This is a genomic window from Brevibacillus sp. 7WMA2 (assembly GCF_010748895.1).
Lineage (GTDB): Bacteria > Bacillota > Bacilli > Brevibacillales > Brevibacillaceae > Brevibacillus_B > Brevibacillus_B halotolerans.
Genome location: NZ_CP048799.1, coordinates 821477 through 842389, shown reverse-complemented (window position 1 = coordinate 842389; position 20913 = coordinate 821477). Strand labels below are relative to the sequence as shown.

Here is a 20913-nt window from a genome sequence, read left to right as displayed (position 1 = left end):
CTTAGCTCTTGCCCCTCTCCTTTATCAAATAACGACATCTCACATTCCCGTCCGCAATACATTCCGTACGCTGCACATCGGCGTCAAGCAACGCTGCGAATAGAGCAACCTCACATTGACATGCTTGGCGATTGCGGATTGCAATTTCTACAACAGGACAGTTTGCTTCATCCAATAAATATGTATCATCTTGTTTTTTTTCTAATTTGACCATGTATCCCTCTTGATCCTGAATTTTGGCCAAGGTTGCTACTCTTTCCTCAAAATTTTGTCCTGACATCGCTTCACGGTACTTTTTCTCGATCTTTGCCATTCTCCGTTCAAATAAGCTATTCACTAACGATTCCCCGAACATGTCATTGATCTCCTGAATCAATTCCATGGCCAGACTATCGTATTCATTCGGAAATAATTCTTCGGATAAAACCGTAAGTCGATAGGAATAAGTTGGTCTTCCTACATGCTGACGCAGAATACTAGATTGGATATAACTGTCCTTCTCTAACGCATATAAATGCTTGCGAACAGACATCCTCGTTACTCCCAAATGCTCCGACATTTCCTGGACACTTACTGAACCACGCTTCTTGAGCAACAGCAATATCTCATTTCTTGTTGATTGTTCTCGTAATCGAACCGCGTGTTTGTTCATGGACACCCTTCCTCTCTGAGCAAGATAAGAGATTTATAGTAAAAAACTTTGCAGAAGCATATCTGTCTCTTCTGCAAAGCTTAGAAAATTCAAAATTAACGAATCGCTTCGTTATAACGACGATTAACTTCCTCCCAGTTAACGACATTCCACCAGGAGGAGACAAAATCTGGCCTTTTATTCTGATACTGTAAATAATAAGCATGCTCCCAAACATCGACGACCAGAATCGGCGTTTTATTTTCCATAAAAGGAGTATCCTGATTGGGCGTACTGGTAACTTCCAACTTGTCCCCATTGACAACCAGCCATCCCCACCCCGCTCCGAATCGGCTTACAGCAGCTTTTGTTAGTTCATCCTTCATCTCTGCAAAGCTACCAAAATGCTTTTCAATTCCCTTCGCTATATCACCATCAGGATTCCCGCCCCCAGTTGGGCTCATGATGGACCAGTACAGGCTATGACTATAATGTCCACCTCCATGATTTCGAACCGCTGTACGAATTTCTTCCGGTACATCGTTCAAATTGCTGATCAATTCTTCTACAGTAGCATTCTTGAACTGGGGATAGTTCTCGATTGCCTTGTTCAAATTCGTCACATAAGTTGCATGGTGCTTGCCATGATGGATTTCCATGGTTCTGGCATCGAGATAAGGTTCTAACTCGTCATAATTGTATTGCAGCTTCGGTAAAGAAAATGGCTCCATTCAATTATTTCCTCCTATCTTGATTGATTACATCCTTAGTTTACACGATATAAAATATTTTGTACACAACCAAATATTTTTACCCTACGCAACTTATTTGGTATATATTTCAAAAGAAATATCCACGCATGACTTTGAACAATTTTGCCTCCCCAAAAATCCTTATAACTTCCCTTCTTAATGGGACATATATCCATCATTTCGCTCCATCTGAAAGATCGTGTTTGATTTCGAAAATAAGGTCAAATTCCACCAAAAAAGAACGCTATATGCATAATAGCGTTCCTTTAATAGAAAGCTGATCAATGCCCTGGATCAGCGTTGATTGTGCTTATTAATAAATTTTTGTAAGAAAAATATACAGCGTACTTATTGCACCCACCTAGTTTCAGGTAATTATGCTCCTTCATTTAGAAATGTAAAAATAGCCGACCATTAAGGCCGGCTATTCAAATTATTCAAACTTGTCCTAGTAAAGTAATTTGAATGTAGTGTCTGAAATCATCACAAGAGTAACAAGAATCAATTCTATTATGTATCCCTAAACGAAAAAATGATCGAGATCAGATGTCTGTAAACAATCCGTCACCCGATGAAAAAGAGACGCTTCGATAAATCTCTTATTTGAAATCCCAGACTAGCCTTAGGTATTTGCGATATACGTCATCAAGCTGGGCAGTTGGATCGTTCATTTCACGACTATACGTAGGCGAAATGTCGCTAAGATGTGCAAACCCCTCTTCAATAAAGTCATTTAACACATCAATACGCTTTTCAAGGGCAATTTCTTTTCCAGCCATTTTGCTTTTAAGCAGCTTCTCAATTGCGCTTTTTACCGCTGCATCAGCTACTAATTTATTTACCAATTCTTGAAACAGTATGGGTGGATTCACCTTGTATCTCTCAATCCACATGCAAGCTAGCAAAGGCCGAAGAACATAGAAGTATTTTTTTATTTTTACCTGTTCTCCCTTGAGGTAATCTCTATAATTCCCCTTCGCCATGCCAAGATAGTGATGAATCGAAATTTGTGGAGAAAAAACACGCTCCCTCAGCTTTATCATCTCATCCTTAAATCCATAAGCATCGTGGTAAACGATTTCCGAACTCAGCCATTCCATCAAGGAAGGATTTGACTTTCTAAACAGTCTGAGCGCCTTTTTAATATCCCATCCGTTAATGTCTAGCAAATTAGTAATGGGTACTTCAATTACATCGCGTTTTTCATCGATTGAAAGATACCATTCAGGACGTCTGATATAGACAAAGCGCACGTCATAATCGCTATCTTGTGATGGGAATCCCCATGCCCGGCTTCCGGATTCTACGGCAAATAAAATTCTGATATTGTGTTCTTGTTCCAATTTTTTGATTTCATATTGTATAGCTTCTTTCATCTTTTTCTCCCACTATGAAGTTTATCTATAAATTTTGGTCATATCCTATTTTATCATAAGTTGTAAGATATCCTGCTAGTTTTGGGAGAAATGTTAGCTTGAGTAATCGTAATAGTCTCCTGCTCGATAAAAATTCCCATGTGAATCTCTGTTGGGAAATCCATCTTTATGTGCTGATTTTATTGGCATTTTACTTCCACAGGCATGACACCAGGTCTCAGTCGAATTTTTGTAAATATAATGAACGCCCTTATTCATGCAAATGGGACATTCATATCTTAATTTGTAGCGTTTTGTTCCGTTTGCATCTTCTTTAATTCCTGTTGTAAGATAATCTGCAACATGAACAACATTTTCATGACTTTCATTTGACTTCTTATCCTCCAGCAAATCCGCACTTACTTGTTCTCGGTTCTCATCATTATTGTCTAGATGCTGTTCTATCTTCTGGTTCTCATCATTATTGTCTAGATGCTGTTCTATCTTCTGGTTCTCATCATTATTGTCCAAATGCTGTTCTATCTTCTGCTCCTCTTCTTGCTGCATATTTTCAAAGAAATTACTATAGGCCTTACCTATCTTTTCGAACTCGTTTACTGTTTTTAGAATATCCTTGTCCACACCAAAAAGATTAAATACGTTCTGAATAATCACTAATTTAGCTAAATAGTCGTTTTCCTGAAGCTCGATTCCCGCTTCTTTGCCCTTATCATCTTTAATGGAAATTTTGACTAATAATGACATTTTAGACCACCTCGAAAATGATTATAAGCAATAAATGGATAGAAAGCAATTAGGATAACGTATTATAAGCATTCTTTTCGTAAATAACGGGAAATTCCTCTTTCATAATTATAACGAGTTAAATTGTGAAATATGAAACAAGAACATCCATAAAGCTCATATCAAGCAAAACAGTGAAGCATCCTCTTACATCGACTATGGAAAAGCTCTAGGCTACCTAACATGTATACGGGACACTTCACTGAGTGATTGCTTTGTTTATTCAAATTTCATTTATAAATAATGTTTCTATACACACTTAGCGCTGACCTGCCAGCCAATCCGCGATTTCCTCTGTTTGTGACAATACTGCGATTGGGTCAAAGTACCAGGATCGCTCTTCTTTCCATATGTATACACGATTGTTTTTGACTGCATCAAGAGAAGCCCAGATCGGATCGGCTTTCAAGTCCTCTAAGGTACGGTCGTCAGAGGTCAGGATGATATAATCGCCTGCATATTGTTGTAGTAACTCATTAGACAGCTCAACCCACTGTTTTTTACTAATTTCGGCTGCTATCGGTGCTGGAGGCTTGAATCCCAATGCTTGATATACAGCTTGACCACCTCGTCCAAAATTGTCCCCGTAAGCATAGGTCCCCTTGGGTGTAAGCTCAAATATAGAAAAGGTAGCATTAGAAGGCACTGCTTTCCTTGCTTTTTCTCTTGCTACAGAAATACGATGATCGTACTCCGCAAGCCATTTTTCAGCTTCTTTTTCCTTACCTAGTAGCTTGCCAAAGTAAGTCAGCTCTTCATGGGCATTTTTTAATTCGCCATAAGGAATTGATATGGTAGGGGCAATCTTGGATAATTGCTGATATCTGCTATGATCTTCTGCCGACCCTGTTACGATCAGGTCTGGTTGTAAATCAATCACCTTTTCCAATGAACCCTCCACATCACCAATATCCTCCACTTCCTTGAGTGCTTCGCCAAAATACGGATTTTTCCGGTGCAGTCCGGGAGTTCCAATGGGGGTAATACCAAGCGCAATAAAACTGCCCAGATACTGGTCAGCTATAATCCTTTGGGGGTTAACGGGAATTCTTATGTCACCGCTAACCGTCGATATTATTTTGGTTGGTGCGCTTTCAGAAGCCTGACCGGAATTCGTTTGAGTAGAATTGTGCGATACTGAGCCAGCAGATGACGATTGCTTTCCCGAAGTTGCTGTATTCGTGTTTGAAGTGCCAACAGAACACGCACTGAGAAGCAACGCAAAGCAAAGGAATAATGTTGCCGTAGTAGTTGACCTAGATTGTTTATACATCGGTGTAAGTCCCTCTCTCTTATATTGATCATGAATATCACCCTCAATATAGCGCGAGCCCTTTTGAACTTCAATGGAGGATCGAATGAAGTTAGAAGGACTTTCTTCTGTTGGATGCTGTAGCTCTCTAACTCTATAACGGGCAGGCGAAACACCCTTGTACTTTTTGAATAGACGCCCAAAATAATACGGGTCCTCATAACCTACACTGACAGCTATTTCACGTAATGTTGCATCCGTTTCTACTAGTAGACTTGCTGCCTTATCCATTCTTATCCGAATCAGATAATGAATCAGACTGTGCCCGGTCTCCTTTTTGAACAGAGCGGATAAGTGGGGAACACTGTAGTTCAAAGTCTCTGCAAGGGATTCGAGAGTGATCGATTCCGAGTAATGCTTTTGCATATACAAAATCACTTGTGTAACAATTCCCGGCTCTTTTACATCAATCTCTTGACCTTGGAGCTGCCGTAGAATACTGTAGACAAATTGATAAAACTCTGATTTAACATAAAAACGTTCAATTGACCTTGGTTGTTTCCATTCTTGATTCATAGTTTTCACTTTATGGAATAGTGAGATTGGGTCATTTGGTGAAAAGCTGTACTGTATTTGAAAAGGATTGCTAGTTTCCAACAGTTCCAGAATGTCCTGGCTACATGGACGTGGAAGTGTAGCCTTATATAGAATCATATAGTATTCAAACTCGTCTTCTATCCCTATAATCTCTAAGCATGTCCCCTTCCCGCTATGGAGTACATGGAATCTCTCTGATCGATGAACTTCCCCGTCAAGCAGTATTTGGGCAACACCACGAGTTGCATACAAAAAACTGCTTGTGGGGAGTCGATATGAGCCAAGCTCTTCTCCTACCCTCAGGATCGCATGACGGATATCCAACACCCGAATGAAAGCATGATTCCACAACACAAAATAGTCGTTCATTTGCATATCTGTCATTCATCTCCTTAAAGCACGCTACATATCACGACTACCTGAACAAACAATGAGCGCCCCTTGCCATCATGCAAAAATTATGACATCAAGTTGTCAGGCAGCACTGCCGCACACCGCATACAATCCCACCGGATGGTTACCGATAGGATTGTTGCTTTCGTCATCCTAGCTTGTATCATTATGCATCCTTCATTATATATGATAATAGTTATCATTATCAATGAATGCACTGTACGATGAGTTATCTACCATTCATCAAAGATAAAAACTACTCCGATCTGTTAATGCTCCCTGCTTCTTAATGTAGAATAATCACGTTATGGATCAGTCATTTGGCAACAGTAGCTTTATATGAAAATGATTCAATCGAGTGGTGGAATATTTGTGAAAATAAGGTAATGAGTCTTTCATATACTCATCCAATCGCTTAAAATGGAAAGATATGATAGGTAAAAGATCTAGGAGGCCTCTTCAATGAAAACCATCGTACTCTCCCTACAAGTCATCGCAAAAATAGCACTTACAATCCTTATAGGCTTCCTCACTTCATTTCTCCTCCATGCACTATTGCCTGCCTCACTCAAATATTTGTCTCAAATAGGAATGCTGATTGGCGTATGGATTACCTATCGGCTATTTGAAAGAAAATCTCTTTGGCCTCTAGGATTTGGAAGAGAGGAAAGCTGGAAGCAGCTCATAATGGGTATTGGAATAGGAGCCTGCACAATTTTCCTTTCCTGTGCACTTATTTGGTTATTCGGTGGGGTACAGCTTACAAGCGTACAAATAGATGTCTATCTTCTGGCGGCTATTCTGTCTACCATTCCTAAGTGGATAGTGGTTGCCATCGTTGAAGAAGGACTGGTGAGAGGATACATTCAGGGACTTGTAAAGGAGTCATTTGGCATGAAAGCTTCAATTCTGCTTACCTCTCTTTTGTTTGCATCTATTCATTTGTTTAACACAGGTTCTACCGAGTCACTTCTCCCAATGCTGTTCCTCTTTCTCGATGGCTTGTTTCTAGGTGTAATGAGAGAGATGACTGGCAAGCTATGGCTGCCTATTGGTGCTCATTTTATATGGAATTTCTTACAATCTGCTTTTGGATTTGCAGTTTCGGGTGGCGAATCAGAAGCGCCTTCCCTTGTAAAGGTTCAACCGATCGGGGATGCCATGCTTTCTGGAGGAGCTTTTGGTGCTGAGGGGAGCTATCTAACTGCTTGCATATTACTGATTACGCTGTTTATTACATGGAAAATATATCGTAAACAAAATGTCAGAGCCATTAGTAGCCTGTAAAATACTTGTTTTATGATGCTTTCACTACTTATACTGGCATAATCCTAGTATTTGGCCTACTAGCTAAAAGCGACGGAAAACCAAGCACTTCATTAAACCCCCAGAAACCCTCTGGGGGTCATCAGATTCATGTCACTTTTATACATCTCATCCAAAGTAATTTCGATTCAACTATGAGTAATCACTGTTAACAGGTGTAATCATAGTAATCTCCTGCTCGATAAAAATTCCCGTGTGAATCTCTATTTGGGAATCCATCCTTGTGTGCTGCTTTGATAGGCATCTTACTTCCACAGGAATGGCACCACGTCTCAGTCGAATTTTTGTAAATATAATGTACGCCCTTATTCATACAGATTGGACATTCATATCTTAATTTATAGCGTTTTTTGCCATTTGAGTCTTCCTTGATACCTGTAGTTAAGTAATCTGAATCATCAACTGGCTTAGCTTCAGCCTCTTTCGTCTCTTCGATCTCCTGAAAGCTTTTGATCATTTGTTCCCTAATTTGTTCATTATTAACAATGCGTTTTTCCCTTATATCCTTTTCTTCCAACTGCTCTTCTTCTTGTTTCATATTGTCAAAAAAATGACTGTAAGCCTTGCCAATCTTTTCAAATTCGTTCACTGTGTCCAGTATATCTTTATCAACACCAAATAAGTTAAATACATTTTGAACAATAACTAATTTTGCTAGATTATCCGTTTCTTGTAGCTCTATTTCAGCTTCTTTTCCTTTGTCGTCCTTTATGGTAATTTTAACTGTTAATGACATATATTAACCACCTCGCTGATGATTATAAGCAATAAAAGGACTCAACGCAATGTAGAATTGCATATTTATACACCTAGTCCATTACATGAACCTTTTTTGACCCTCCTTTCCTTGTTTATAGGGGGAATTCTCTCTTACCAATTCCGCTAATTTCTGTAAAAAACAGCTTCCTTACAGCATTTTGAAGCCTGCTATCAAATGATCTACCTAAAAGTATACTTATCCTTCAAGTCCAAAAAAATGGAATAACAGTATCCCTCTATTTACTCCTTATTCAAGGATCGAAATATACTGCCTATCTATTTTATCCGCCAGCCAAACCATTTCGTTTCCATGATAAAAGGTAACTTTATTCGCCCATGCTTTTTTTGCCTCTATCTTTAAAATAGTTGGATGCGTATCCCTTCTTTTCCCCACTTGTTTTGCAGTCTGAATTTCTTCTGATAGATGAACATATTGTCTTCCTTTAGGTAATAGCCCTTGTTCCAATATCAATGAAACAAATCGTTTTGGTGTACCATGATAAAGAAACTCTGGCGGCTCACTTTCCTCTTTCAAAACTCTTTTCGCTGTTGAGTGGCCATAGAGGGCTCTCATTTTTCCATTTTCCATTTCAAATCGTTTCTTATCAAATTGTGAAATCATAACTTGCAAGTCCTTTTCACTCACATTACGCCATACTGGTTGTTCATGTAGGGAATGCAATAATTGCTCAGTTTGAACCCATCCATATTCATCTAATTCTAATTCATATTCATGTGGTGCATGTCGCAAAGCATATGAAATTTCTTTACTCAATTTTTGATAATTCATATTCTACACTTCCTATTTCAATGTTTGTCATTGTATTATGTAAAGCAGCTTCCGGTCCCTACTATTTTCAATATCCAGTTTCTTCTTCAATAATGTCACAGTCAAAAATATGAAGTAAGAATCGAAGAGCATCAGCGCTTCCATACGGAAATGCCCATGGGTCATATTCAAATTTCCCTCTATTTTGATCTATACGTTCACAGCTTATAATCGTATATTCAGCACTGGCGATTGCATCTAACCATGATTCAAAATCCCATGGTACTTTTAATCTAGGATCTGTATTTCTCTCGTCAACGGATAACGAATGATACAGGCTCCAATGCTCATCCAATTCTTGCTGTGACGGGTTCCAAAACTTTACCAATTGCTCTTTCTTAAAAAATGACTTCCAAAGTACATAGTCACCGTCATGCAGTTTACCAGATTCTTTTGCTGTTTTTAGTTTATGGAACAAGCTTTTTAATTCGTTAAAGGAATCATCATTAGTTATTTTACAGATGAAATAAAGGAATTCTTGTTTCATTTTATCTCCCTATTAGGCTTTCCCTTTCGTTGATGTATTGGAACCATTTTTTCATGCTACATGTAAGCATATTATATCAGTTTGGTCCGATATTCAGATAGCGATTATTTAGAAAAATCTCTATTCGGAATCTACGAAATGGGAAGAAGTAATTTATTCATTTATGCTCGTGTTATTCTTGTTAATAGCCGCCTAAAATTAATTGTTTGTTCGACTTCTGTTCTGTATGTAAAAATGGTAAAAAATGTATATAATTCAAACATAGCCCTTTGTGTAGCAGGATTCATATTCAAAAAATACATATTATTGATTCTCATTGTGGGTGTCTAAATTTGAAGGAGTGGTAATGATGAAGAAAGTAAACATTCTTGCTTCCTCACTAATAGCAGTTTCTTTGATGTTTGGAGCACAAGCTGTTAGTGCACACTCTACTCTTGAACGATCCCCTGACCCAGCACATGCAATTCAACCAAGCATTGTGTATCCTGGTTATAGCATCGTTACGAAAAACCTTGTAGTTGACAATCATCTTTATATTCCAAATACAGGATTTTTTGTAGAAGGAGCACCAGGTACGATTCGACTTGAACCGGATATTGCAAATAACCGAACAAAAGTTATAGCTCTTAATCCTACCCCATTTGAGCCTGCGTTAATTCATGATCATAAAAGTAAAACGACTTACAGGATCTATATAACTTGGTTCTAATTCACAAACAGACCGTGGGTTCCCCCTCTCACGGTCTGTTTTTTGCTTAAAATTAATCTGAACCATATATGACCATACTTGAAATAATCTGAAATACCGCAATTTTTATCCATCTGAATAAGATAAGGATCATTCTTCATCCTGTTATTTAAATAAATTTATTGTTGTAATAATGATCGGCATACCAAACACATCAATGAGAAAGGCACCGACAACTGGAACGACTAGGTAGGCTTTACGCGAAGGTCCAAATCGCTCAGTCACTGCAGCCATATTCGCCATAGCATTTGGTGTAGCGCCAAGGCCATGACCTGTAAAACCTGCGACCATTACTGCGGCATCATAGTTTTTACCAAGCAATCGGAACAAAATGAAAATCCCAAACAGAACGATAAATACAACTTGTACAAACACGATTAATAGCATTGGAAGTGCAAGATCAGCTACTTCCCATAATTTTATGCTCATGAGTGCCATAGACAGGAAGATTCCGAGTGTCACATCACTAATCAGGTTGATACTCTTCATGTCAATTGCATTCGGATTCCATTTATCTACAATGTTGCGGGCAATAACTGCCACGAACATGGCTCCTACATAACTAGGTAGAACAAAGCCTGTTGCTGATGTGAACAGCTCACCTAAATACGTACCAACTGCCATACAAAATGTAATGAGCAATACCTGGATGAAGAAGGTGTTTGTCGTAATGGGCTGTACTTTTTCTTCAACTGTCTCTTCCTTATCTTCTATTTCAGTCGGTTTTAGATCGTATTTTGAAATTAAATATTTTACAGTCGGTCCGCCAACTAAGCCCCCCGCCACAAGACCAAAGGTGGCCGCCGCGATCCCAATGGCCAACGCTGATTGAATTCCCATATCTTCAAGGGTTTGTCCAAATGCGCCTGCCGCTCCATGTCCACCTTCCATAGATACTGAGCCTGCCATCATACCAATTAGTGGATGAATCCCGAACAATGAAGCCAAGGAAACCCCAATCACATTTTGTGCTAAAGCCAAGAATCCGCATGCAATCCAGTAAATGACAAGTAGCTTGCCGCCTAGCTTGATGAGTTTAAAGCTTGCTCCCAATCCTACAGTTGTGAAGAAGGTGAGCATGAACAAGCTTTGAAGTGAGGTATCCAATGTAATTTCCAAAAGTCCCATCGCTTTTACCGTCGTTGCAATGATTGCAAACAATAGCCCTCCAACAACTGGTGCCGGGATATAAAATTTTTGCAGAAACCCTGCTTTTTTTACTAGGTATGATCCTACTACTAGTAATGCAACCGCGAGAAAAATCGTATTTACTTGATTAAGTGCTAAAGTCATAGTTGTCTCCCCCTAGAAATCTCGTGATAGCTTCATTCGTTAAATAAGCACCTAACTTCACGGTTCTTCCGTTTTCATCTAAGACAGGATTCACTTCACAGATATCAAAAGAAAGCGTTTTCTTGTGAGCTGTCACTCTGCGAATCAAGGTACGAACAACCATTGGTGTTAATCCAAATGGAGATGGCGCACTGACTCCTGGGGCAAATGCCGCATTTAAAACATCTGTACAAAGCGTAAGCATGACATAATCCTGCTTCTCGATGAATTCGTCTAATGCAGTAATGATGTCATCCATCCGTTCTTCAGTCATATCTTCTTCATAAATATACTGGGCACCGAGTTCGTCCGCTTTATCAAATAATTCCTGCGTATTCCCGAAACGTTGGATACCAAGTACAAAATATTGGCTATTTTGGTCATTTTCTAATATTTGTCGAAACATCGTACCAGATGAAGGCTGATTTTCATACGAACGTAAATCGAAATGAGCATCAATATTGATGATGCCAAGCGAAGCATCGTTGCCTATATGTTTTCGGACACCTAAATAATGTCCATACAACGTTTCGTGTCCTCCTCCTAAAATAATAGGAGTAGCCGATTTTGAAAAAATTCTCGAGACTGCCAGACCCAATTCTTCCTGAGCATCTTCGAGTTTTTCGTTTTGGCACTGAATATTCCCCACATCGATAATACGTGTACCTTCCTCCAGTTTCCAAGGAAGACTCGCAAGCGCTTGCCTAATAGCATTTGGAGCTTTGGCTGCACCTAATCGGCCTTGATTGCGTCTAACTCCTTCTTCACATTCAAAGCCAATAATTGCACATGTGCTATCCTTGGAGGGCTGCAAATTCTCCAAGTCTACCAATTCCACAATTTGATGATAGCGAAAGCTGCTTCTTCTTTCCGTATGATCAGTTCGCCCGGTCCATAAATCAGCTAGAATATTCGTTGCCAATTTATTCACCCTTTCTGAAATTTCTGAAGTAGATTTGTTTTTTGATTATATAATGACAAACTTATTATTTCTAATATATAATTCAAATAATTTAATAGTTTTAAGCTATAAATAAGGAGGGGGTTTCTTTTGGACATCAAACAATTGCATTATTTTGTGACGGTTTCCAATCACTTGAGCTACTCCAAAGCCGCACAAAAACTGCATATTTCACAGCCTTCGTTAAGCAATGCTATTAAAAATTTGGAACAAGAGATTGGCTCCCCACTCCTTGAGCGAAATACAAGAAAAGTAGAACTAACTGACGCTGGTAAAATTTTATATAAAAAATCAATTCTCCTCCTTTCTCAAATGAACATGTTGAAAAAAGAGATGGAGGAGGTAAAACTGACCGGCAGTGGTGATCTAATCATCGGCATCATTGAGTCAGTGAAGCATTGGATTCCAAAAGTGATCCGTAAGTATCAGGATCGTTTTCCTACCATAAACATTAAGCTGATCGAAGTCCTGAGTGGAAAAGCTGTGAAGGAATCATTGAGGAAGTATGATACACATCTACTCATTACAAATCAGTATATAAATGAACCGGATATTGAATCATTGCCTTTATACGATGAAAGATTAGTGCTTGTGCTACACAGAGATCACCCTCTGGCACAGAAGCGGGGATCTATTCTTTTAGAAGAGTTAGAAAGAGAGCCTTTTATCATTAGTACGGAAGGTTTTCAGACAAGAGAAGATATTTTAACAGCCTTTACACTTGAACAAATAACACCGAAAATCAAATTTGAAATTGAACGCTTTGAAACAGCCTTAACACTAGTCAGAGAAAATCTAGGAATTACGATTATCCCCGAAAATTATTTATCTGAGCCAATGGATGAGTGCATCGTATCAAAAACGATTGATTCATCAGCATTGGAGAGGACTGTTTATTTAACGTTTATGAAAAATCGTTATTTGTCTCCCGCGGTCCAAGCCTTTTTGGAAGATATTCGACGGTACTTTGATTGACAAGTGAACCTCAATATATAAAAACTCTATGGAGATTATACTCATTACAAAAAGGAATTCAGGTGTAGCTACCAGAACTATCAAAACCCGCTTCAATACGGGAACAACATTATAGCCCTGCATGGCACTTGTCTCCTTTTTCTGATAAATATTAGCTAAACGATATTCGACGATGTTACGTAATGATCCTGCTTTGTTGAGCTAAAGGTTGAAATTACAGCGATCTTAACAAAAAGAACCTACATAAAAAAACCCACCTTAATCAGCAGAGGTAAAAAGTACAAAACAAGTAACTAACAAGGTAGTCCTGCTCTTTTGTGAGAGTAGACTACCTTGTCACATCTTTTCAATCATAAAGCATCCTGAGAAAACGATGATTGATCTACAAATATTATCATTCATGGATCTGGAAGTATTCTGGGAATTCGAAAAAGATATGAAAAACGATGCGAATCGATTAAACTTGAATCAGATTAGCCTTCCAAAGACACAAACCAAAAAAAGGATGTGTTTGCATGCGAATCATGGAAATCGTACTACAATCGAATCGATTAGACGAAATGAAGTCTTTTTATAGTGAATTGCTAGGTTTTTGTATCAAACAAGCATCTGCTGAAGCATTTACTATTGCAACTGGTGAGTCTAAAATAACATTTCAAAAAAACGTTACTGATCTAGGTGCCTATTATCATTTTGCTTTTACGATCCCTTCAAATAAACTGACTGAATCAATACAATGGCTTCAACACAAAGGAATCTCCTGCTTTTCTACTGACAGACAGAATCAGTTCTTTTTCCCTGCCTGGAACGCAACTGCAGCGTACTTTTATGATCCGGACGGTAATCTAGTCGAGTTTATTGCACATCACTCCTTACACAACCCCTCTGAGACTCCATTCAGTGAAAACAGTATCCTTTATATCAGTGAAATTGGACTGCCTGTTCCTCATGTTGCCGAAAGCTCCAAGCATATCTGTGAAGCGTTTGAACAGGAAATATGGCGAAAGGATGAGAAACAATTTGCTGCCGTTGGGGATGTAGAAGGATTATTTATTCTCATTGAAACAAGCCGCCTGTGGTTTCCAGATGAAAGAATACCAGGTGTGTTTCCAACTCAAGTAACAATTCAAAGCGAATTAGACAATCAAGTACAGCTTACTGGTTTGCCATATCAGTTATGGAGTACCGCGAAAGTGCCTATGGAGGAAATATAGGAACATGTTAACCTACTACTCACTTTCCCCCCTGTTGAGCTGAAATTTACTTCCGATTTTTCCGAAATGATCTAACCGCAGCATTTTCATTCTCACGTCTAATTCACGAACGTATGTTCTTTGTTTTATAATCACATTAATGTTAATAATGAGATATAGGGTTGGTTTCTCTGGTTAACAGCACTCAGAAAAAAGCCTGATCAATGCAGCAAGCAGCATTGTAGAAACGATCAAACATGTAACACCAAAGGAGCGGTTCGAAATGACATTGAAGTTGATCCCTTATCTAGTGATGGACGGGAATGCCAAGGAGGCTATCCAATTTTATGAAAAAGCTTTACATGCCAAAGTCCTTTTTAACCAAACGTTTGGTGAGATGCCCGAGAATCCTGAATTCCCTATCCCTGCAAATGCAAAAGATCGTGTGGCACATGCGATGGTTAAAGTTAGCGAAACTGACCTGATGTTTTCAGATACATTTCCAGGTCAACCGCATCAGAAAGGTAATCAAGTTACTATCTGTATTGCAACAAGCAATAAGGAAGAGTCTACACAAATTTATGAAGCTCTGCAGGAGGGTGGCCAAGTGAATATGCCACTGCAGGAAACTCATTTTAGTCCTGCTTACGGTATCATAACAGATAAGTTTGGAGTTACCTTCCAAATATATACAGATGGCAAGCAATAATTTATTGCTAGTCTCCCCTCTCCCCTTTGATCGAAAAATTTCTTGACAGTTCCACTTCCTACTCATCTGTAGCCTATAAATCTCGTGTCTACAAGTACAAGTCTCTTCAATCATTTTTTAATTTCCCTAAGTTATCTATGTTCATCTTGTGGAACAATGAATCAAACGGCTCTGTCTACATCAGAGCCGTTTCGCTTTTTTACTCAACCGTTTGCTAGCCGTTAGCCGCTAGTCATACACCTGCTTAATCGTAACTGAAGCTTATTAGAAGACGCATTTACCTATGAACACGTCACTGTTGCTCTCATGTTTACATTTGATGGCGATCTATCCTAATCTCATTTACGTGCAATAGAGATCATGTTTTGTGTTTTAAAACGTTTAAATCTCCATATTTTATACCATCCTGCATAATAATCTACCTACGCTCTTCATGTAGCCCTGACTTGGTTTGATTTTTTGAAGTAATTCAGTTTCACTTATGAATTCATGCAAAATTACAAGCCTTGGTTCATTCATGATCTTATCTAGAAATAGGTTGTCGTTTAGAGTATAATTTCGATTAGATATTTGTACCTACCAATCTAATAAGTAGATATAAATACAATTCTCACGATAAAAATGGAGGTATATACATTGAAATTTCCACATGATTTTTTGTTTGGAGCTGCTTCAGCATCCTATCAAATAGAAGGTGCTTGGAATGAAGACGGAAAAGGCGTTACCAATTGGGATGTTTTTTCAAAAATTCCTGGTAAAACATACAATCAGACTAATGGTGATGTAGCTATTGATCATTATCATCGCTTTGAAGAAGATATCCGATTAATGGCTGAAATGGGATTAGAATCATATCGTTTTTCCATTTCGTGGGCACGTATTTTACCAACCGGAGATGGTGACATAAACGAAAAAGGCATTGAATTTTATAATCGAGTCATTGATGAATGCTTACAATATGGGATCGTTCCGTTTGTTACTTTGTACCATTGGGACTTACCATTAACACTAGAAGAAGATGGTGGATGGACGAATAAGCGAACCGCCGAGGCATTTGTAAAGTATGCCGAAATTTGTTTTCATGCATTTGGTGATCGAGTAAAGCATTGGATAACATTTAATGAGACAGTTATGTTTTGCGGATTAGGTTATGTAAAAGGAGCCCATCCACCGGGCATTCAGAATGATGTTCCACGTTATTTTCAGGCTACTCATTATGTGTTTTATGCCCATGCTAAAACAGTTCAATTGTACAAACAGTTAAAGCAATATGGAGAAATTGGCATTACCCATGTTTTCTTACCTGCCTATAGCGTAGATGATCAACCAAGTAATAAACTAGCGGAACGCCATGCGAATGAATATGAGACATTCTGGTTTTATGACCCAGTTCTGAAGGGAGAATATCCATCTTATGTTATTGAGCAATTAAAAGAAAAGGGATGGCTGCCTAACTGGACGAGTGAAGAATTAGAGATGATCAAACAAAACGCTGAAAAAAACGATTTTATCGGTTTAAACTATTACCAGCCTATACGAGTAGAACGATATGATAAGGATATCAGAAATGAAAAGCATTCTAGAGAAACATCTACTCTTGCTCCAGGCAATCCTTCTTTTGATGGATTTTATCGAACAGTGCGTATGGAAGACAAAACCTATACAAAATGGGGATGGGAAATATCTCCGAAAGGTTTTTTAGATGGATTGCATCTGTTAAAAGAAAGATATGGTAACATTAAAATGTATGTGACGGAAAACGGGCTTGGTGATGAAGATCCAATCATTGATGGAGAAATTGTAGATGTTCCGCGAATTAAATATATTGAAGAACATTTAAAAGCTGTAAAGCGCGCGATCCAGGAAGGAATTCACCTAAAAGGATACTATGCATGGTCTGTGATTGACCTGTTAAGTTGGTTAAATGGTTATAAAAAACAGTATGGTTTTATTTTTGTCGACCATAATGACAATTTAAAGCGTAAAAAGAAGCTTTCGTTTCACTGGTATAAGCACATCATTGAAACGAGGGGTGAAGAATTATAATGAGGAAAAGTTAATTTTAGGAGACGTAATATGAGTGTAAAGTATAAAAAAATTGCCGACATCTTAGAAAAAGATATCCGAGATGGGAAATTCAATGAGACAAAAAAGCTACCAACGGAAGAAGAGCTGATGAATATCTTCCAAGTTAGCCGCAATACCATACGTAAGGTTGTAAGTCAGCTTGTCAATCGAGGATATATTTTTCAAGTGCAGGGCAGTGGAATGTTTTTACGCGAAGCCCCTATTACCGATTATATTAATTTAGCAAGTCTACGAGGGTTAACGAAAGATCTTGCTTCCCAAAATATTGAAACCAAGGTAGTAGATCTACATGTAATGGAAGCCGACGAGACATTAGCAGAACGAATGCAATGTCAGGCAGGGACGAAACTATATTTTGTGAAACGATTACGAATTGTAGACGGTAAAGCATTTTCAATTGAAATAAGCCACTTTAAAAAAGACGTTGTTCCCTATTTAAATAACGAAATAGCAGCGAGCTCCATATATAGTTATTTAATTGAGGACTTACAGCTCCATATCGGTTTTGCAGATAAGGTGATTCATTGTGAAAAGATAGATAAAGAGAGTGCACAATTATTAGAAGTACATGAACACGATCCAGCCCTTCTTATTGAAAATACTGTATACCTTGTAAATGGAACAATATTTGAGCTGTCTCAATCGATGTTTCATTATCAAAAGGCGAGGCTTTTAAATCGTATTACTTTTAAATAAAGTGAGGTTTCTCTAGAAGATTATTTCGAGGATAAGTAACGGGTATAAAATTTATTAGGATTCAGGGAATGTTGACACGTTACCAAGTCAGATGAGAAATGGTTCACTTATCGTTTGTTAACGAAATTAAGTCAATAAGTCGTCAACAACTCCTTTCTATATTCATTTATGTGTTTTAAAGTTGGTTTGCAAAAAGTCGTTCCCTACATGTTAGGAGACGACTTTCTTCATGAAAGTCAGATATCAACCTTCACTACATCCTCAATAGGCATCCATCAGAAATCCTTATTTCTACAAGATAAAAATTTAAATGTTATTTCCTTTATTAATCTCTAAACCAAGCCTCCTGTTTATGTACAGAAGGCTTGGTTTTATTTATTTTGTGTAGCTTGCCCACTAGTTCCACCCTTCTAAGGAAGGATATTATTATTACTTTTGCTTTCATTTTTCTCCAAAATAAACAATAAAGCTCTCATCTGTCTTCTGTTTTATTCTTCTTCATTTTGACCTCACTTTCATAATATAATGATTGTTTGAATAGTAATTTTATTCTATAATGAAAACAATCAAATAAACGTTTGAATATAGAGGTGAGGAATGAACAACATATGGAACAAAATCATTTATAAAGTAGCAGCACCTTTCTATGATGTCTTTTTTAACTCCGGTATCTTTCTGAACGCAAGAAAAAAGGTGTTTGAAGACCTTGTCTTATCCAAGAAGCAGCATGTCCTATTTGTTGGTATCGGTACAGGTGCTGACTTATGCTTTTTTACTGAACAGGACATTCAAATAACTGCCATAGATATATCTCCCTCAATGCTTTCTAAAGCCAAAGAAAAAACAAACAAAAAAATGAATATTCAATTTCTAGAAATGGAGCATAGGTTAATGCAGGGTAGATGAGAATCACATTATGGTTTTGAACCAGGTCAAAGTTGGTCAGATGAATTGAATTATTCCATTAAACCACCTAATTGGTAACCTAAAAGTTAAACATTCTTCTTCAACTCTCCTGCTTCGTTAGTTGAAGAAGAAATGTGAACCCGTTCCCCTATTGCTCCTATAACTCTTTATAAACATCTGCGTAAGCTACTTTTAGTTGTTCTCTTAATCCCATGTTACTTTAAGTATACAATCTTTCTTTTATAATAGATCCTATTCCATTCCTTCATTACAAAAGAAGTTGCAGTAACCACTGGGAAAAAGTCAACAATATAGTAGCGAAAAAATATTTAGATATGATATTGACTTTTAAATTCGAAAATCTCATCAACAGCTTGATGATATCCACCTGATTTTCGAAAGGATTCCCTAATATTTGCAACAGCTTTCTTGAAAGATGAGAGGCTTAACACATGATCTACGGCTTCACGTAGTTGATTTGCAGTCAAGCTTTGCATTTGTAATGTAATGCCTGCTCCAATATTGGCGACTTGCTCCGCGATTATCGGCTGGTCCGCGCTTTGTGGGATTACAATGAGCGGAACCCCGAAATAGAGACCTTCATTGGTACTGTTCATTCCACCATGGGTAATAAATAATTTAGTGTATTGCAGTACATCAGTTTGTGGAACATAATTTTTTACGATGAAGTTTTTAGGAATTTCCCCTAAATCAGAAATTTGGACTTTATTCCCAATAGACATGACAATCGTATGATCAGTGTTCCTAAATGCCTCAAAACATAGCTTATAGAAATCAATTGCTTGGTTTAAGACAGTACCCAGTGAAATGTAAATGGGGTTTTTCCCCTTGATTGCAGTAATGTCGAAGTTTTCCTGCGTTAATCGTGAAGAGATGGATGGACCTACAAATTTGTAAGTTTGGTCAAATGCTTCTCCAAAAGGTTGAAACTCCCTAGTTATATACACGATTGTAAGTGGTGCAGGATTACAAAAAACTTCATAAGGAGAATGGATCTCCACATCATATTTTTCCTTCACCATGTTCGTCAGGCTTTGAAATTCATCTTGAATTCGTTTACTTATTTCTGTAGGAATTTTTTTAGAAACCTGTGCCAACATTTTATCGAATGATGCTTTTGTCTGCGCAAAAGAAGTACAAGAATTGATTGCGGGAAGCTTAAGGATCTGGGCCAGTAACCGTCCACAACCAAACATGGAATCGTGGATAATGTAATCAAAATGCTCGCCTTTGATCTGTTCAAGAACGCTAGGTATGACGATATCTGCCGTAAGTAAAAGACCGTTGATTCTTTCGAGTAAATAATCTCTTCCACCTGAGATAAAGGCTTTTATAAATTTTTGATCGTCAAATGTTCGTACAGTAGCTCCCGTCTTCTCAATACGCTCCCGAAAAGCTTCTATAGAAAAGTAAACTACCTCTTCTCCACGCAAAATAAGCTCTTGCACAACTCCAATAGTTGGATTGATATGTCCCTCTGATCCACCATTAATAAATAAAACACGCGCCATTTCTGCCACTCCTTAGGTATACTGTTCTCTAAATTATGTAAGAGTAAGGGGGCACTGTCCCATACCAGCCTGATCCAAGCCAAAGTAATAACAAAATCTGTAAATCAGCTTGTTCCACGTGGCTGAGTTGACAATGTTGCTCACTCCTCACAATTGCTTCATGGGCATGTACTTTTTTGGCCCCTATCTCGATGATAGCAAAACACTCTGACTCGAGTGTAAATTTACTCTCCCCTTCCCCCTCCTATGTAGAGAGATAAAACGTGTGTTTGTTGTATAAAGTACGGCAAGTGGGCGTTATACTCTTAAAAAACGCTAATAGCTGTAATCAGCAACAAACGTCCAAGGGATTCGGACACTTACATAATGCTTATATTGCTCAATTTATAGGCCTGATATAACGGTTTCCGTGTTAGTACGTCAGATGATTTAGCTGAATCAAATGACACTGTAAATACGTCCCCATTACCATCGCCGTCAAAATTATTGTTAGATAATCCACTGAAAGAATCGATTCTCTACCATCCATTAATCGGCCTCCTAGGGACTATTTTGTTGTAAAGTATGGACTAATACTACTACGAATAA

Annotated in this window: 19 protein-coding genes; 8 read left to right on the top strand and 11 right to left on the bottom strand. The window is 38.1% G+C overall.

Annotation, left to right across the window (positions count from 1 at the left end; all coding sequences use genetic code 11):
* Position 1: 1 nt before the first annotated feature.
* The 5 genes from GOP56_RS03560 to GOP56_RS03540 all read right to left on the bottom strand — a co-directional run bounded on the left by GOP56_RS03560 (position 2) and on the right by GOP56_RS03540 (position 5775).
* On the bottom strand, positions 2-652 hold the full coding sequence (locus tag GOP56_RS03560) for a helix-turn-helix transcriptional regulator (RefSeq protein ID WP_068793395.1): 651 nt from the start codon (positions 650-652) through the stop codon (positions 2-4).
* 95 nt (positions 653-747) lie between these two features.
* Complete coding sequence (locus GOP56_RS03555) at positions 748-1362, bottom strand: superoxide dismutase (RefSeq protein ID WP_163244525.1); 615 nt, start codon at positions 1360-1362, stop codon at positions 748-750.
* Positions 1363-1982: 620 nt separating this feature from the next.
* On the bottom strand, positions 1983-2759 hold the full coding sequence (locus tag GOP56_RS03550; RefSeq protein WP_163244524.1) for a nucleotidyltransferase domain-containing protein: 777 nt from the start codon (positions 2757-2759) through the stop codon (positions 1983-1985).
* A 93-nt stretch (positions 2760-2852) separates the two neighbouring features.
* Positions 2853-3503 (bottom strand): hypothetical protein, encoded by a 651-nt coding sequence (locus GOP56_RS03545; RefSeq protein WP_163244523.1) that lies wholly within the window; start codon positions 3501-3503, stop codon positions 2853-2855.
* Positions 3504-3801: 298 nt separating this feature from the next.
* Positions 3802-5775 (bottom strand): AraC family transcriptional regulator, encoded by a 1974-nt coding sequence (locus tag GOP56_RS03540; RefSeq protein WP_163244522.1) that lies wholly within the window; start codon positions 5773-5775, stop codon positions 3802-3804.
* A 471-nt stretch (positions 5776-6246) separates the two neighbouring features.
* Between GOP56_RS03540 and GOP56_RS03535 the strand changes: the two genes are divergently transcribed.
* Positions 6247-7071 (top strand): CPBP family intramembrane glutamic endopeptidase, encoded by an 825-nt coding sequence (locus tag GOP56_RS03535; protein WP_121474116.1) that lies wholly within the window; start codon positions 6247-6249, stop codon positions 7069-7071.
* Between the two features lie 187 nt (positions 7072-7258).
* On the opposite strand, the gene GOP56_RS03530 is transcribed toward GOP56_RS03535, so the two are convergent.
* From GOP56_RS03530 to GOP56_RS03520, 3 genes are all read right to left on the bottom strand, one after another.
* Positions 7259-7846 (bottom strand): hypothetical protein, encoded by a 588-nt coding sequence (locus GOP56_RS03530; RefSeq protein ID WP_003345484.1) that lies wholly within the window; start codon positions 7844-7846, stop codon positions 7259-7261.
* 270 nt (positions 7847-8116) lie between these two features.
* Positions 8117-8659 (bottom strand): RNA 2'-phosphotransferase, encoded by a 543-nt coding sequence (locus tag GOP56_RS03525; protein WP_003337317.1) that lies wholly within the window; start codon positions 8657-8659, stop codon positions 8117-8119.
* A gap of 67 nt (positions 8660-8726) precedes the next feature.
* Entirely contained in the window at positions 8727-9185 is a 459-nt protein-coding gene (locus GOP56_RS03520; RefSeq protein WP_163244521.1) for a hypothetical protein, read from the bottom strand.
* A 346-nt stretch (positions 9186-9531) separates the two neighbouring features.
* On the opposite strand from GOP56_RS03520, the gene GOP56_RS03515 reads away from it, so the two are divergent.
* Positions 9532-9894 carry a hypothetical protein gene (locus GOP56_RS03515; protein ID WP_163244520.1) on the top strand — a complete coding sequence of 121 codons (363 nt, stop codon included), beginning with the start codon at positions 9532-9534 and terminating at the stop codon, positions 9892-9894.
* Positions 9895-10038: 144 nt separating this feature from the next.
* Here GOP56_RS03515 and gltS read toward each other — a convergent pair whose 3' ends face one another.
* Both gltS and hutG read right to left on the bottom strand, forming a co-directional pair.
* Positions 10039-11226: a sodium/glutamate symporter gene (gene gltS / locus GOP56_RS03510; RefSeq protein ID WP_163244519.1), complete on the bottom strand. Its 1188-nt coding sequence runs from the start codon at positions 11224-11226 to the stop codon at positions 10039-10041.
* Positions 11210-12187: a formimidoylglutamase gene (gene hutG, locus GOP56_RS03505; protein WP_254068591.1), complete on the bottom strand. Its 978-nt coding sequence runs from the start codon at positions 12185-12187 to the stop codon at positions 11210-11212. The genes gltS and hutG overlap by 17 nt, the downstream gene beginning before the upstream one ends.
* Positions 12188-12316: 129 nt before the next feature.
* Here hutG and GOP56_RS03500 point away from each other — a divergent pair, with 129 nt between their 5' ends.
* The 6 genes from GOP56_RS03500 (at position 12317) to GOP56_RS03475 (ending at position 18793) form a co-directional block, all read left to right on the top strand.
* On the top strand, positions 12317-13201 hold the full coding sequence (locus tag GOP56_RS03500) for a LysR family transcriptional regulator (protein WP_003345469.1): 885 nt from the start codon (positions 12317-12319) through the stop codon (positions 13199-13201).
* Positions 13202-13716: 515 nt separating this feature from the next.
* On the top strand, positions 13717-14415 hold the full coding sequence (locus GOP56_RS03495; RefSeq protein WP_163244517.1) for a VOC family protein: 699 nt from the start codon (positions 13717-13719) through the stop codon (positions 14413-14415).
* Between the two features lie 262 nt (positions 14416-14677).
* Positions 14678-15103 carry a VOC family protein gene (locus GOP56_RS03490; RefSeq protein WP_163244516.1) on the top strand — a complete coding sequence of 142 codons (426 nt, stop codon included), beginning with the start codon at positions 14678-14680 and terminating at the stop codon, positions 15101-15103.
* Between the two features lie 636 nt (positions 15104-15739).
* Positions 15740-17149 (top strand): GH1 family beta-glucosidase, encoded by a 1410-nt coding sequence (locus GOP56_RS03485; RefSeq protein ID WP_163244515.1) that lies wholly within the window; start codon positions 15740-15742, stop codon positions 17147-17149.
* Positions 17150-17179: 30 nt separating this feature from the next.
* Positions 17180-17887 carry a GntR family transcriptional regulator gene (locus GOP56_RS03480; protein WP_003337307.1) on the top strand — a complete coding sequence of 236 codons (708 nt, stop codon included), beginning with the start codon at positions 17180-17182 and terminating at the stop codon, positions 17885-17887.
* A gap of 597 nt (positions 17888-18484) precedes the next feature.
* Positions 18485-18793, top strand: a complete 309-nt coding sequence (locus GOP56_RS03475) for a class I SAM-dependent methyltransferase (RefSeq protein WP_254068589.1) — start codon at positions 18485-18487, stop codon at positions 18791-18793.
* 329 nt (positions 18794-19122) lie between these two features.
* Here the strand turns inward: GOP56_RS03475 and GOP56_RS03470 are convergent, their stop codons facing one another.
* Positions 19123-20325, bottom strand: coding sequence for a macrolide family glycosyltransferase (locus tag GOP56_RS03470; protein ID WP_163244514.1), 1203 nt, complete (start codon positions 20323-20325; stop codon positions 19123-19125).
* Between the last annotated feature and the right edge of the window lie 588 nt (positions 20326-20913).